We start from the raw sequence: 15,203 nt of genomic DNA, 5'->3' as shown, positions 1-15,203 counted from the left end.
ATACCATTTAAAGATTATCTTACTATGTTTATTTTTGCATGACAACTAACAGTTTTGTTCGTTAAAAAGACAAAATAGAGAGTAGGACATCCGTCAAAACGACCGATGTCCTACTCTCTAACGATTAAGTTAGTCCGCTAAATGCGTATGTTTTAGTCTTTTGTGAAAGTTAAATACTGAGAATTTATTGTGTAATTCGTGTACCACTTTCTCCTTTGATTGCTTCCGAAGCTAATTCTAAAAGCCCGATAATCGCCTGGCGGTTTGGTTTACTTTCTGCAAAACTGATGGCCGCTTCCACCTTAGGTAACATACTACCTGGCGCAAATTGATTTTCTTCTATATATTGTTGCATTGCCGTAACCGTAACATCGGTCAAAGCTTGTTGATTTGCTTGACCAAAGTTAACAAAAACATGTTCCACTGCAGTTAATACCACAAAAACATCTGCTTCAATGAGTTCAGCCATTTTTGCTGCCGCAAAGTCTTTATCAATGACTGCATCTACACCATGATAGACTGGACCATCATAGGCAATAGGAACCCCGCCACCACCACAAGCAATTACGATTTGTCCTGCATCAACAAGTGTTCGCAAGCTAACTTTTTCGTAAATATCAACTGGTTTTGGCGAAGGAACTACCCGTCGCCAGCCTCGACCCGCATCTTCTTGATAGACGTTCCCAGTTTTCGCCATCAACTGCTTGGCTGTTTCTTCGTCATAATAACCACCAATTGGTTTTGTTGGTTTTGTAAACGCTGGGTCTTTTGGATCCACCACGACTTGTGTAATTAACGTAACAACTGGTTGTTCCCCTAAATTTCTGGCTACTAGTTCTTCATCAATTGCTTGTTGTAAATGATAGCCAATATAGCCTTGGCTCATTGCTGTGCATTCAGGAAACGGCACGACATCTTCTGGAGATTGACTCGTTTCCTCAAAAGCTAAGCGAATTTTGCCAACTTGTGGCCCGTTGCCATGAGCAATCACCACTTGATGGCCTTGTTCAATTAAATCAACAATCGATTTTGCAGCGGTTTGTGCTTTTGCCAATTGTTCTTTCGAAGAATTTCCTAACGCATTTCCACCTAATGCAATCACTATTTTTGACATCTGTTTCCCTCCTAGCGCTTTGGTTCTTGTTGTGTGATACAGTGAATATTGCCGCCCCCATAAACAACTTCTACCGTATTAACGCCGACAATTTTTTTATCTGGGAACATCGTTTGAACTTGCTCTAAAGCCAAACGATCATTTTCATCACCATACTGTGGCACAATCACGCCATCATTTGTAATTAAAAAGTTCATATAGGATGCGATACAAATATCGCCATCTTCTCGTGGCATGGTTCCTTCCACGAAATCAATTTTGAAGGAGCCTTTAATGGTTACATTTTTGACAGGACAGCATAATTTGTGGACTTTTAATTGGCGTCCTTTAGCATCAGTCATTTTAAGCAAACGTTGATACGCATCTTGTGCCGCTGCATAAAATGGGCTATTTTGATCTTCAGTGTAAATACAAGCCACTTCACCAGGTGCAATAAAACAAGCTACATCATCCACGTGACCATTGGTTTCTTCTGGGTCAATTCCATCACCTAGCCAAAGAACTTTTTCAACATTTAAATAGTCGCATAATTTTTGTTCGATTGCTTCTTTTGAAAGTTGTGGATTTCGACCTTCACTTAATAAGCACATTTCTGTAGTCAAGACTGTTCCTTGTCCATCTACGTGGAATGAACCGCCTTCTAAAACAAAATCATCTGTACGATAAGAATCTACATGCTCAATTTCACAAATTTTTTGTGCAACCAAATCGTCTTGATCCCAAGGGAAATATAATCCATCTACTAATCCCCCCCAAGCATTGAATGTCCAATCCACACCACGGATTTCTCCATGGTCGTTAATGACAAATGATGGTCCACAATCACGGACCCAGGCATCATTGTTTGACATTTCGTAAACCGTAATTTCTGGCGGCAATTGGCGACGGCAATTTTGAAATTGTTGTTGAGAAACCACCACATTCATCGGTGTAAACTGACTAATTGCTTTGGCCACATTAGTAAAAGCTTCTTGGACAGGTTTACCACCATCACGCCAATTATCCGGTCTTTCTGGCCAAATCATCCAAACTTTCTCTTGTGGTTCAAATTCTCCTGGCATTCTAAAGCCATCTTGTTTAGGGGTACTTCCTACAATTCGTTTAGCCATTTTCTTTCGTTCCCTTCTTAATTTTTTTCACGTAAATAATTACTTCACCAAACAGAATAAAAATGATTGCCCCAATTGTGATTGGTAATTTTTCATTTAATGCTGCGGGACTAAAGTCTAAAGGTACTGCTGTGAAAATCAGTGAAATAATAATCATAATCATTGGTAAAACCACTAAAACTTTTAAAAATCCTGGTTTTCCGTTAACTTTAAACGGACGTGGTGTATCGGGATCAATTTTTCTAAGCTTATAAAAAGCTGGGAAAACTGGGATATACGATAACAAGAATAGGACGACATTCAAGGAGAAAAAGGCCCAGAATAAATCTTGATTAGGTAAAATTGGTGCTAATACAATGACCACCGATGCCACAATGCCATTCATCAAAGCAGCCCCAATTGGCATGTCATTTTTCTTACTACGTTTTTCAAAAAATTTAGGCATGTCACCATTTTCAGCAGCATAACAAGCTGTATTATTGACTCCTAATGACCAAGAAATCATGTTGCCGAACAACGTAAGAAGGAATAGGAAAGCCATCAACATAATGAACCAACCTTCTGTCGAGCCTGTCAATAGTTTAAAGCTATCCATCATACCACTGCCGGTACTAATTTGATCGGTGGGAATCGCTACCCCAATTCCAAAGGCTGAAAAAATATAAATGGCCGCAATGACTAACCCCGCTGCTACAATAGCTTGTGGAATTTGCTTCTTAGGATTTTCCATATCATCTGCAAACGTACAGATGACTTCAAACCCTAACAAATTAAAAATGATTACAGAAATAAAAGATAAACTCCTTAAGTCAAACGTTGGTAGCATTGATTTCAAGGTAAATTCATTGGCAACACCTTTCGTCAAGGCTACATACAATCCTAGCCCACCAATTAAGACAGCTAAAACCATCTTGATTACGGCAGCTCCATTTAGAATCCAGATACTGTCGCTGACTGGATAAAAACTAATCCAAACCACAATCCAAGTAAAAATTAATTCAACAATAATCATCATCGGTGTTGAAAACTTAATACCTGTAATTGTCGTTAATAGTTCTGGCGTCATAACGGCTAATGAAGCTAGCCACAATGGATAATTAATCCAATAATACCAAGAAACTCTGGCACCCCAACGATGACCATATGCTTTGGTCACCCAATCATAGATGCCCCCTTCACCAATATAAGTTGTTCCTAATTCTGATGAAATTAACCCATATGGCAATAGGAATGCAATTAATAAGAAAATCCACCAAAAAAACTGAGAATTACCAATTGCAGCAACAGGCGCCGCTGCTTCAGCAACGAAAACCACACAGATGACTGATAAAATGGCACTCGTTAAACTAAATTTCTTTTTCCCCTCCATGAAGACTCTTCCTCTCTTTATAAACTGTCCACTGATTCATTTTTTCAATCAGTGGACAGTTGGCCGTTAAATGCTTTGAGTGTCTAAGAAAACTTCTAGTTCTTTTTTCGCTTCTGCTTGTTTGATTAAATCATAAGGATTTTTTGCTTCATAATCATTCATAAGATATACTAATAAGCCACGAATAGATGTTAAACGGTTTTCTGCTTCATCGAAACAAATAGAATTTTTACCGTCAATTACTTCATCAGTTACTTCTTCCCCACGTGTTGCTGGTAAACAGTGCATGAATTTACAATTGGCGCCTGCTCGATCCATCATTTCTTGATTCACTTGATATTTTGGATAGAAAACCTTCATACGTTCTTCTTCAGATAATTCCGCTTCGTACAAGCCATACCAAACATCCGTGTACAAGAAATCAGCGCCTTCAACAGAACTTGCATCATCTGTGACCAAAAAGCTACCGCCTGAAACTTCACAATTTTTTGCTAATTTCGCTTGATGCTCTTCATTTAATTGGAAGCCTTCTGGACCGAAGTGAACAAAATTCATGCCCATTTTTGTTGTGATTAATCCTAAAGAAAAACAAACTTGTGTCGCATCTCCGACAAAGACAACTTTACAATCTTCTAATTTTTTGCCTTCTGGTAAATGCTCAACCATGGTACACAAATCACCTAATTCTTGGGTTGGATGATTGTAATCAGACATACCGTTAATGACTGGGATGGTAGCACAATTAGCTAAATCAACAATACTATGGTGACGTTCCACACGAGCCATCAAAATATCTACTAAACGTGACAATACGCGGCTGGTATCTTCAATCGTTTCATGTCCCCCTAATTGAATTTGACCAGGTGCTAAATATTCGCCATGTCCACCTAATTGTTCCATTGCAGTTTCAAAAGATACTCGTGTTCGAGTTGAAGATTGTTGGAAAATCATTCCTAAAGATTTGTTTTTTAACAGTTGCGGATAATACCCATTTTTAATCGCTTCTTTAATTTTTAATGATAAATCGACTAAGTAGTGCATTTCCTCTTTCGTATATGTTTCTGTTGTAACGTAATCTCTTTTCATGATGTGTTCCTCCTAAAAGTTGTTTTTGTTTACACATTGACTTTACCAAGTTTAGCGAAGAGTTTACTATCCGCCAAAAGTTAGAAAACGCTTTCTTTTTTGGCGTGATTTTTCATTAAAAAAAGTTTATTTATGGTTATAAACCGTTGGTACACCAGGGGTTTATAAAAGTTTAGGCGGATTTCTCTCTAATTTCTGACCAATCATAGATTTGAAAATGGTATAATTATTTTGAAAAATCATTCACTTAAAATAAAAGATGAAAGGGGTTTCCAATCGTGACATTTGTTTTTATTTATAACATCTTGTTGATTATTTTATATTCGTTTACTTCAACCTTTACCTTAAATCTTTACTTGAAAAATAAACAACCGATTTTTTTATTGCTTCTCTTTTTAATGGTTATTTTTATTTGTGACAATGTGATTGTTTATATGACTGAGTTCATTAATTCGTTTGCAACCGAATATAATCAGACCTTTATGACCGCACCTTTTTTAAAGACCATCATTTTTATTTGTTGTAATTTTGCCTATCTGGCTATTATCAATACTATTAGTGGTCGTCCTTTTAAAAATTATCAATTTGTCTGGTTATTTTTAATTGGTTTATGGATGCTAGCTATTCCATTTTCACAAAATTCCGCCTTAAAAGTTTGGTTGTACTATTTACCCAATCAGCTATTTTTAATTTACCTTGGATGCTATGCGCTCTATCAACTACGAATAGATCCTTTATCAGCCCTTGCGAAAAAATATCTTCGTTTTATTGGTTGGCTAAGCATTGGTTTCGGTGTGGCGATTCTTTTGGAAGATACCTTCGTTATTTTTAACATTGACCAATATTCTGATATTGTCTTTAAAATTAACAACCGAAACGTTTCTGAAGATATTTATACAATCATTCTCTCCATCGCCATTATCTACTTCTGTAATCGTGATTTTCCTCTGTCGGTGCTTGAAAAAGACGCTGCTAAATTGGAAGAAAATCAATCAGATGAACCCGTACTTTTGGCGCCTTTTTGTGATGCCTATCAATTAACGCAGCGAGAACGAGAAGTGCTTTCGTTACTTTTAGAGTGCAAAACAAATCAAGATATAGCCAACGAACTATTCCTATCAATCGGGACAGTAAAAACACATATCCACAATATTTTCGTTAAATTAGAAGTAAACAAAAGAGCAGAAGTTTTTGTCAGTTATCAACTTTTTTCTCAACAACAAACTGAACATTTAGCGAGATAATTAAAAAGGAAGCCTCTCCGTGATCGGTGGCTTCCTTTTTGATTAACTATTTTCTTGTACTTGTCGAACTCTCTTTTCAATTTCTTGAAAGTTAATAATTTTAGCTTGGCGATGAATTTCTTTTCCTTCATAGTATAAGATAATGGTCGGTGCAGAAAAAGCATTTAATTGTCCAATTATTTCTGGACTTTTATCAGCTTCTGCAATGTATGTAGGAAATTCATATTTTGTTGCAATTTTTTCGACAATCGGTTTATCAACTGTACAAACACTACAATTTTTTGCTGTCAAAAAGACGGCTTGTAGACGATTGTCTGTAATTTTTTCTTCTAATTCTTCTAATGTTGTTACATATTCCACTGAATAGCCCTCCTTGTCTTTTGTCTAAAATAACAGATTTACTAGCAAAATAACAACTTATTTGTTTGGCTAGGAATGCTTTAACAAAAAAGTTGAGCGTGGGACAAAAATCACTTTGGATTTTTGCTCCACGCTCAAAAACTGATAAACGGCGGGAACAAAAGCAACTCCTTCGGAAATAAGCCGGAATTCTCCAAAAATTACAGAACAATTTTCGGAAATTCCTTCTTATTTCTCGGAGTTAAACGCTTCTGTCCCGACCTCAACTTTTTACTGATAACCGCTTATTTATTAAAAATTTTAGGCCCTTTGCGCATGTTTTTACGATCATTTTTGGGAGTTTCCATTTTTTTAGAACGGCCACCACCTTGTTTCTTTTTAATTAATTCTAACATTTTTTCTTTTTCATTCATTTAATCCACCGCCTTTGTTAATAACGTGACAGATTCAATGTGGGTCGTTTGTGGGAAATTATCCACCGGTTGAATTTCTTTTGCTTCATAGCCACCTTCTGTTAATAATGCAATGTCGCGAGCGAGTGTGGCTGGATTACAGCTGACATAAACAATTCGTTCAGGTTGCGTTTCAATTAATGTGTTTACTAATTGACCGTCTAACCCTTTCCGTGGTGGATCCACCACCACAACATCTGGTTGCAAGCCATTTTCAACTAATTTTGGCAATAATTCTTCCGCTAAACCAGCCGTGAAAGTGGCATTCTCAATGTTGTTTAATTTAGCATTATTTTCTGCATCTTTGACCGCTTCTTCAATTACTTCAATACCGTAAACTTGCTTTGCATCTTGGGCTAAAGTTAAGCCAATCGTTCCAATCCCGCAATAGGCATCCACCACAATTTCATTGCCTGTTAAAGCCGCATACTCTTTAACTTTTTGATACATCACTTCTGTTTGTTGTGGATTTACTTGATAAAATGAACGCGCGGAAATTTCAAATTTCAAATCAAAAATAGTATCTGTAATTTTTTCAGACCCATGTAATAAGATGGTTTCGTCGCCAAAAATGACATTGGTTCGTTTTGGATTTACATTTTGTACAATGCTGACTACTTCCGGAATAGCTTCCAAAATATCTGGCACAATTTTACTAATTGGGAATAATTTCGGTGTTCTCGTAATTAGAACAACCATCATCTCCCCAGTATGGTAGCCACGACGAACGACAATATGGCGTAAGTTCCCTGTATTATCAGATTCGTTATAAGGTTTTACGCTATATTTACGCATAATGTCACGGATTTTAACAATTGCTGTATCAATTTCTGGGTCTTGAATATAAAAATGTTCCATTGGAATTAAATCATGGCTATTTTTCCGGAAAAAACCTGTTTGTAGTTGGTTGTCAATTTTACGCACGGGAATTTGTGCTTTGTTCCGGTAATGCCACGGATCGTTCATCCCAATTGTTGGTAAAACAGGGACTTCTGGCAATTTAGCGACACGTTGCATAACATTTTCGACTTGTTGCGTTTTAAATGATAGTTGGGCGCCGTACGCTAAATGTTGCAACGGACTAATCCCGACTTTTGTAAAGTTTTCATCTTTCACGGGAACACGCTGTTCACTGCTTTTTAGGACAGTCAATACTTTCCCGTAACCAAAACTTTTGCCTGTTTTTAAGACTTTGATTTCAAGTTTTTCACCTGGTAAGGCATTTTCAATAAACAATGGATAATGGTCCACTTTTGCCACGCCTAAACCTTCATGCGTCAAGTCAACGATTTCTACTTCAATGACGTCATTTTTCTTTACTGGATAATTTTTCATAAGTCGCTCCTTCTTTTTATACACTTCACTCATTCTAATGAAAATACCTAAGAAAAGCAACAACGAATTTTCATGGCGATTTAGCACTTCCGTTTGAGCTTTTTAGGCAAATAAAAGAATGAGACCCTTTCCCTTAGTCAAAAAATAGCCAATGAAAGATCTTATCAACTAAATCTTTCATTAGCTATTCACGGACTACCTAGTGCTTTTCTTTTTCGGCAATCTTTCCATCGCCATCAATATCTTCGTCTGTTAGTCGTTCAACTTCTTTGACAAATTCTTTGCTGGCTTCGTTATATGCTTCTTCCTCTTCGTCTTCTGATTCTACGACAATCTCATCGCTACCAGTTAAGACAGAACCCATAATTGCATTGGACGGCAGTGCATCACCATTTGCAAAAATTTCAATGTGTTGATGCATATTTTTAAAGGTCATTGGAGCATCGCCTCCATATTCACCATCTAAATTAATCATCATTTTATTGTTCTTTTCTAACGTTTCTGCATGTAAATAGCTGGTCTTTGTATAGATTAGTCGATGATCTTCAACATGCTTTCCACCATTTAACATTAACGCAACTAAATGAAGAATCTCAAAAATATTGGCTGTTTTTACAATGATTAATGAAAACTTACCATCATCTAATTTAGCGTCTGGTACGATTTGCTCGAAACCACCCACCGAGTTAGTCAGCCCTAGGAAAAACATTGATGCGTTGCCTTCGTACACACCTTCATCATACGTCATGCGCATTTTAATCGGCTTCACTCGCGGCAACATTTCGGCTCCTTTGGCTAAGTACGCTAAGTAACCAAAAATACTTTTCAACTCTGACGGAACTTCATAAGTCAGTTCCGTTAAATGACCACCCGCCGCAATATTGATAAAGTAATTTTTGCCGGCTTGACCAATATCCATTTTGACAGTTTGATTTTTTTTAATCACTTCTGCTGCCTTAACGATATTATCACGAGGAATCTTCAAGGCCCGTGCATAGTCATTCGTCGTTCCAGCAGGAATAATGGCCATTTTAGGGCGCCGCTTCAACGGAGCAATCCCATTCACGACTTCATTAATGGTCCCATCTCCACCTGCTGCTACTAGTAAATCAAATCCTGCACGCGCAGCACGATGTGCTTCATTGCGTGCTGAATTTTCTTCTGGTGTGGTCGCAAATGCACTGGCTTCATAACCACATTCTTCTAAAATAGATAAAATATCGGCTAAGTTCTTTTTGATTAACTCTTTTCCTGACGTTGGATTATAAATCACTCTAGCTTTTTTCATGGTTTGCCTGCTACTTTCTTATCGTTTTGAAAGCTCTTCTTGCAATAACTTGTTAACCACACCTGGGTTTGCTTGTCCACGAGTTGCTTTCATAATTTGTCCAACAAGGAAACCAACTGCACGGTCTTTTCCGTTTTTAAAGTCATCAATTGATTGTTGGTTGTTGTCTAAAACTTCGTTAATCATTGGTAATAATTGCGCTGGATCAGATAATTGAACAAGGCCTTTTGCTTCGACAACTTCTTTAGCATCTCCACCATTTTCAATTAACTCTTTGAACACTTTCTTCGCAATTTTCGAGCTGATTGTGCCATCGTTAATCAAAGTAATCATACCCGCTAGATTTTCTGGTGTCAGTTTAGTATCGGCTAATTCAACTTTTTCACTGTTTAAGTAAGCAGAAACTTCGCCCATTAACCAGTTTGATGCTTGTTTCGCATCTGCACCGTTTGCTAAGGTTGCTTCAAAGAAATCTGACATTTCTTTCGTTAAAGTCAAGACCATTGCGTCGTATTCAGGTAACCCTAATTCACTGATATAACGGGCACGACGTGAGGCTGGCATTTCTGGCAAACTAGCGCGAACTTTTTCAATCCATTCATCATCAATTGAAAAACGAGGAACATCTGGCTCTGGGAAGTAACGGTAGTCACTTGAGCCTTCTTTAACACGCATAAGCAACGTTGTACTAGTTGCTTCATCAAAGCGGCGTGTTTCTTGTTGAATTTCGCCACCAGATAATAGGACTTTGGCTTGGCGTTTTTCTTCATAAGCTAAACCTTTTTTTACAAAGTTCATAGAGTTCAAGTTCTTTAATTCCGCTTTAGTACCAAATTCTTCTTGACCATACGGACGTAAAGAAATATTGGCATCACATCGCATAGAACCTTCTTCCATTTTCACATCAGAAACTTCTGTAAATTGGATAATTGAACGCAACGCTTCTAAATAAGCATACGCTTCTTCTGGTGAACGCATGTCTGCTTCAGAAACGATTTCAATTAAAGGCGTGCCTTGACGATTCAAGTCTACATAAGAATAGCCATCTGTGCCGTGAATATTTTTCCCAGCATCTTCTTCTAAATGTACACGTTCAATGCGAATTTTTTTCTTTTTGCCTTCGACTTCAATTTCAATCCAACCATCATGTCCGATTGGTTGATCAAATTGAGAAATTTGGTATGCTTTCGGGTTATCTGGGTAAAAATAGTTTTTACGATCAAAATGAGTTTCTTTTGAAATTTCACAGTTCAAAGCAAGAGCTGCTTTCATGCCAAATTCTAAGGCACCTTTATTCATGACAGGCAAAACACCTGGGTAACTCCAGTCAACCACATTTGTGTTGCTGTTTGGTTCTGCTCCGAAATGCGCTGGCGCAGAGGAGAAAATTTTAGAGTTGGTTTTCAATTCTACGTGGACTTCTAATCCAATGACAGTTTCAAAGTTCATTAATCGTTCCCCCCTAAAATGACTGGTTTTTTCGTATGGAAATCTGTCGCTTGTTCAAAAGCATAGGCTGCTTTATACATTGTATGTTCGTCAAAATGTTTTCCAATAATTTGTAAACCAACTGGCAAGCCTTCTGAGAATCCTGCTGGAATGGACATGCCTGGTAGTCCTGCTAAGTTGACAGGAATGGTTAAAATATCATTCATATACATTGTGATTGGATCATTGATGTTTTCCCCTAGACCAAAGGCAACTGTTGGTGTGGATGGGCCAATGATTAAGTCATAATCCGCAAAGACATTCTCAAAATCTTGTTTGATTAGTGTACGGACTTGACCAGCCTTTTTAAAGTGCGCATCATAATAACCAGCACTTAAAGAGAATGTTCCTAACATAATCCGACGTTTAACTTCTGTTCCGAAACCTTCAGAACGTGAATTAACATAGACATCTTCTAGATTTTGGACATTTTCGGAACGGTAACCATAACGAATGCCATCAAAGCGTTGTAAGTTTGAACTTGCTTCTGAAGAGGCAATAATATAATAAACCGCTACGCCGTACTTAGAATGTGGCAAACTAACTTCTTCCACCGTTGCTCCTAAAGATTTAAATGTTTCTGCTGCTTTTAATACCGCTTCACGAACATCAGGTTGTACCCCTTCACCTAAGTATTCTTTTGGTAAAGCAATTTTCATGCCTTTGATGTCGCCAGTTAAATCTGCCGTAAAATCAGGAACAGAAACGCCTGCAGAAGTGCCGTCTTTTTCGTCATAACCACTAATTGCATTTAAAGCTAAGGCATTGTCTTTAACATTTCGTGTCAATGGACCAATTTGGTCTAAACTTGAAGCAAAAGCAATCAAACCAAAACGAGACACACGTCCATACGTTGGTTTCAAGCCCACAATACCATTGAATGCGGCTGGTTGGCGGATACTACCACCTGTATCGCTCCCTAAAGAAACTGGGACTTGTCCGGCTGCGACAGCAGAAGCTGAACCACCAGAAGAACCGCCAGGAACTTTGGTTTGATCCCAAGCATTTTTTGTTTTCTTGAAGTAAGACGTTTCCGTACTTCCGCCCATGGCAAATTCATCCATGTTCAATTTTCCGACTGGAATCATATCTGCTTGATAGACTTTATCCATCACGGTCGCATCATAAATTGGGTCAAAATTGTGTAACATTTTTGAGCCAGCTGTTGTTAAAATATCTTTTGTGACAATGTTGTCTTTAATCCCAATTGGAATCCCAGCTAATGGATTACTTTCAGTGATGCCTTTTAAGTCAATCGCTTTGGCTAATGCCATTGCTTTTTCTTCACTAACTGTGATAAAAGAACCTAGTTGTTCTTCTGTATCTTGAATACGATTTAATGTTTCTTCGGTTAAATCAACTGCTGTGATTTCTTTTGAAACCAATAAATCATGTAACTCTGTTAACGATTTGTCGTATAATTTTTCCATTAGGCTCCTGCCTCCCCGTTATCCATAATTGCAGGCACTTTAATGTAACCATTCTCTGATTCCGGAACATTCCGCATTAATTCTTTACGGTCCATTCCTGGTGTCGCTACGTCTTCACGCATGACATTGATTGATTCATTCACATTTGAAGTAAAAGGAACCCCTGTTGTATCTACTTCTTCTAGTAATTCCACCATATCAATAATTTTATCTAGTTGATTGGTAAAGTCCGCTAATTCTTCTTCGGAGAAAGATAATTTTGATAATTTAGCGACATGTTTGACTTGTTCTTCTGTAATTGCCATAGATACCCTTCTTTCTATCATTTACTGAAATTTTCATTTTCAGATTAATCAATTGGATTGTATTTCTTTAAACAGCTTAGCACAGCTGTTCACTCTGTTCCTATTCTACCATAAAATGGTCGGATATTTTAGATGAAACCTTGAATTTCATTGATAATTTGTCGCTCGCAAAAATGATGGAAACATGTTATTATGAAAATGAAAAGAGAGATATGCAGGAACATACCTCTCTAGTAGCCACTACTAGTTATAAGAACTAGCGGCTTACTGAGTTATTGGTTTTATTTCAAACGCTTAACCGTTCAGCTCCTCAAAGCTTATGAACGGTTATTTTTGTTGTCTAAGACAAGCGCTAAGATACCGAAGATAATGGTCACAACAAGTGTTGCAAAACCAATCATCAGTCCTAGCGCTGCTTCAACGGACAAAAACATTGCTCCTTTCGTTAAAGTAAGAAGAATTGCGCATAAGCATCAACCTCCTTTCTCAACTCAGAAAGTCCTCGTTCATATAACTTTTATGACTAAAATAAGCATACCATCAAATTACTACATAAAATCTGACAACGTTAATTTTTCTTCTTAAAAATGACTTGCATCTAACGCATCGACCATTTCTTGTTCATTCCAAACGGTCACGCCTAAGCTTTCAGCTTTGGTTAATTTACTGCCAGCATCTTCGCCAGCAACCACAATGTCAGTTTTTTTCGAAACACTCCCTGTAACTTTTCCACCAAGATTTTCAATTTTTTCTTTGGCTTCTTCGCGAGTGTACTGCGTTAATTTTCCTGTTAAAACAACTGTTTTGTCTTTGAAAGGTGACTCCACTTCTGCTAATTGTTCTGTCCGGAGACCTTTATATGTCAAGTTCACTTGGGCTTTTTCCAGTTCAGCCATTAATTCATGAACTTCCTCATTTTCAAAATACGTCACAACGCTGTCGGCGATTGTTTCGCCAATTGAATCCAAAGCCACAATTTCTTCCGCAGTTGCTCGACTTAAGGTTGATAAATCACCAAAATGCTCCGCTAAAATTTTCGCCGCTTTCGCACCCACATGGCGAATCCCTAAGCCAAAAATCAAACGTTCGACAGAGTTTTCTTTACTCCCTTGAATGGCAGTATAAATGTTGTTTGCTGATTTTTCTTTGATTTTATCCAAAGTCATTAACTGTTCTTCTGTTAAGAAATACAGATCCGCTACGTCTTTCACTAATCCTTTGTCATACATTTGTGCTAACACTCGTGGCCCCAAGCCATCAATGTTCATTGCGTTTCGTGAGACAAAGTGATTCAGCCCTTCTTTAATTTGCGCAGGGCATTTTGGATTAATACAACGTAACGCCACTTCCTCATCTAAATGCACCAACTCACTATGACAAATTGGACAATGTGTCGGCATTTCATAAGGCTGACTATCGGCTGCACGTTTTTCAACTAGGACTTGCGCTACTTCTGGGATAATATCGCCGGCTTTGTAAATAATAACATGATCATTTAAACGGATATCTTTCATTTGAATAAAATCTGCATTATGCAAACTTGCCCGACTAACCGTGGTTCCCGCGACTCGTACAGGAGACATGACCGCAGTAGGAGTGACCACCCCCGTGCGCCCAATTGTCCATTCAATATCTTCCACTACTGTTTCTGCTTCTTCTGGTGGAAATTTGTAGGCAATCGCCCAGCGAGGTGCTTTGACAGTGAAACCTAATTCATCTTGCAACGCAAATTCGTTCACTTTAATCACAATTCCATCGATTTCGTATGGCAAAGTGCTCCGCTTTTCATGGTATTCTTCAATGTAGGCCCAGACTTCATCAATTGACTGACATAATTGCCGTTCGGGATTGGTTCTAAAACCAATTGCAGAAAGCTCTTCTAATGCCTCAAACTGCGTCTTCGCTTTCATTGGTCCAAAGTCAGCAACTGTGTATAAAAACGTATTTAAGTTCCGTTTCGCCACAATTTTTGTATCTAATTGGCGCAAGCTGCCCGCCGCTGCATTCCGAGGATTGGCAAAAATATCTTGGCCATTTTCTTCACGTTCTTCATTCAATGCGACAAAGGATTGTTTAGGCATGTAGCACTCGCCACGAACTTCCACTGAAATGGGCTCCGTTAAACGCATTGGCACAGAGCGAACCGTTCGTAAGTTCTCTGTAATGTTTTCACCAACCGTTCCATCGCCTCGTGTTGCTCCGCGTACAAACACCCCGTTTTCATAACGTAATGAAATTGCTAACCCATCAATTTTTAACTCACAACAGTAAGCAACGGGTTTACCAATCGCCTTACGAACACGTTCATCAAAAGCAAAAATGTCTTCCTTGCTAAACCCATCATTTAAACTATACATTGGAATGTCATGCGGAGCTTTTTCAAAACCAGATAAAACTTTGCCACCTACACGTTGTGTCGGCGAATCTGGCGTGATTAAATCAGGAAACTCCGTTTCAATATCGACTAACTCTTTATACAAACGATCGTAAACATAATCTTCTACGGATGGTTGATCTTTGACATAATATTCATGGGAATATTGATTGAGTTGTTTTCTTAATTCTTGCGCACGAGTTGTCGCCGCCGTTAATGTTAATGGTTGTTGTTCCATCGTAGAACTCC

The 15,203-nt window shown here is 38.0% G+C and carries 15 protein-coding genes; 2 read left to right on the top strand and 13 right to left on the bottom strand.

Annotated elements, in window-relative coordinates; genetic code table 11:
• Positions 1-184: 184 nt before the first annotated feature.
• From arcC to ptcA, 4 genes are all read right to left on the bottom strand, one after another.
• Positions 185-1,114, bottom strand: a complete 930-nt coding sequence (arcC, locus tag IGL93_RS02510) for a carbamate kinase (protein ID WP_002373405.1) — start codon at positions 1,112-1,114, stop codon at positions 185-187.
• A gap of 11 nt (positions 1,115-1,125) precedes the next feature.
• A complete protein-coding gene (aguA, locus tag IGL93_RS02505; RefSeq protein WP_002425494.1) occupies positions 1,126-2,223 on the bottom strand; it encodes an agmatine deiminase in 1,098 nt (365 codons plus the stop codon).
• Entirely contained in the window at positions 2,216-3,592 is a 1,377-nt protein-coding gene (locus IGL93_RS02500) for an APC family permease (RefSeq protein ID WP_002355588.1), read from the bottom strand. Before IGL93_RS02500 ends, aguA begins: the two co-directional genes overlap by 8 nt.
• A 66-nt stretch (positions 3,593-3,658) precedes the next feature.
• Positions 3,659-4,678, bottom strand: a complete 1,020-nt coding sequence (ptcA, locus tag IGL93_RS02495; protein ID WP_002355587.1) for a putrescine carbamoyltransferase — start codon at positions 4,676-4,678, stop codon at positions 3,659-3,661.
• A gap of 398 nt (positions 4,679-5,076) precedes the next feature.
• On the opposite strand from ptcA, the gene IGL93_RS02490 reads away from it, so the two are divergent.
• Positions 5,077-5,922 carry a helix-turn-helix domain-containing protein gene (locus IGL93_RS02490; RefSeq protein ID WP_002392183.1) on the top strand — a complete coding sequence of 282 codons (846 nt, stop codon included), beginning with the start codon at positions 5,077-5,079 and terminating at the stop codon, positions 5,920-5,922.
• A gap of 42 nt (positions 5,923-5,964) precedes the next feature.
• Here IGL93_RS02490 and IGL93_RS02485 read toward each other — a convergent pair whose 3' ends face one another.
• The 8 genes from IGL93_RS02485 to IGL93_RS02450 all read right to left on the bottom strand — a co-directional run bounded on the left by IGL93_RS02485 (position 5,965) and on the right by IGL93_RS02450 (position 12,984).
• On the bottom strand, positions 5,965-6,282 hold the full coding sequence (locus tag IGL93_RS02485; protein ID WP_002355583.1) for a thioredoxin family protein: 318 nt from the start codon (positions 6,280-6,282) through the stop codon (positions 5,965-5,967).
• A 284-nt stretch (positions 6,283-6,566) separates the two neighbouring features.
• Positions 6,567-6,695: a hypothetical protein gene (locus tag IGL93_RS02480; protein WP_002355577.1), complete on the bottom strand. Its 129-nt coding sequence runs from the start codon at positions 6,693-6,695 to the stop codon at positions 6,567-6,569.
• Entirely contained in the window at positions 6,696-8,069 is a 1,374-nt protein-coding gene (gene rlmD, locus IGL93_RS02475) for a 23S rRNA (uracil(1939)-C(5))-methyltransferase RlmD (RefSeq protein ID WP_024041604.1), read from the bottom strand.
• Positions 8,070-8,268: 199 nt separating this feature from the next.
• A complete protein-coding gene (locus IGL93_RS02470) occupies positions 8,269-9,357 on the bottom strand; it encodes a diacylglycerol kinase (protein WP_002355572.1) in 1,089 nt (362 codons plus the stop codon).
• Between the two features lie 18 nt (positions 9,358-9,375).
• Positions 9,376-10,806 carry an Asp-tRNA(Asn)/Glu-tRNA(Gln) amidotransferase subunit GatB gene (gene gatB, locus IGL93_RS02465; protein ID WP_002358703.1) on the bottom strand — a complete coding sequence of 477 codons (1,431 nt, stop codon included), beginning with the start codon at positions 10,804-10,806 and terminating at the stop codon, positions 9,376-9,378.
• Positions 10,806-12,275, bottom strand: coding sequence for an Asp-tRNA(Asn)/Glu-tRNA(Gln) amidotransferase subunit GatA (gatA, locus tag IGL93_RS02460; protein ID WP_002368026.1), 1,470 nt, complete (start codon positions 12,273-12,275; stop codon positions 10,806-10,808). Before gatA ends, gatB begins: the two co-directional genes overlap by 1 nt.
• Complete coding sequence (gatC, locus tag IGL93_RS02455) at positions 12,275-12,580, bottom strand: Asp-tRNA(Asn)/Glu-tRNA(Gln) amidotransferase subunit GatC (RefSeq protein WP_002355569.1); 306 nt, start codon at positions 12,578-12,580, stop codon at positions 12,275-12,277. The genes gatA and gatC overlap by 1 nt, the downstream gene beginning before the upstream one ends.
• Positions 12,581-12,897: 317 nt before the next feature.
• A complete protein-coding gene (locus IGL93_RS02450) occupies positions 12,898-12,984 on the bottom strand; it encodes a hypothetical protein (protein WP_306173767.1) in 87 nt (28 codons plus the stop codon).
• Here IGL93_RS02450 and IGL93_RS02445 point away from each other — a divergent pair.
• Positions 12,950-13,165, top strand: a complete 216-nt coding sequence (locus IGL93_RS02445; protein ID WP_002382998.1) for a hypothetical protein — start codon at positions 12,950-12,952, stop codon at positions 13,163-13,165. The genes IGL93_RS02450 and IGL93_RS02445 overlap by 35 nt on opposite strands.
• On the opposite strand, the gene ligA is transcribed toward IGL93_RS02445, so the two are convergent.
• Complete coding sequence (ligA, locus tag IGL93_RS02440; RefSeq protein WP_010775596.1) at positions 13,162-15,192, bottom strand: NAD-dependent DNA ligase LigA; 2,031 nt, start codon at positions 15,190-15,192, stop codon at positions 13,162-13,164. The two genes, IGL93_RS02445 and ligA, sit on opposite strands and share 4 nt — an antisense overlap.
• Positions 15,193-15,203 lie beyond the last annotated feature (11 nt).

This window comes from Enterococcus sp. DIV1328a, assembly GCF_050536905.1.
Classification (GTDB): domain Bacteria; phylum Bacillota; class Bacilli; order Lactobacillales; family Enterococcaceae; genus Enterococcus; species Enterococcus faecalis.
Note: the sequence above shows the minus strand (reverse complement) of the source record. Positions and strands in the feature narration are given on the sequence as shown.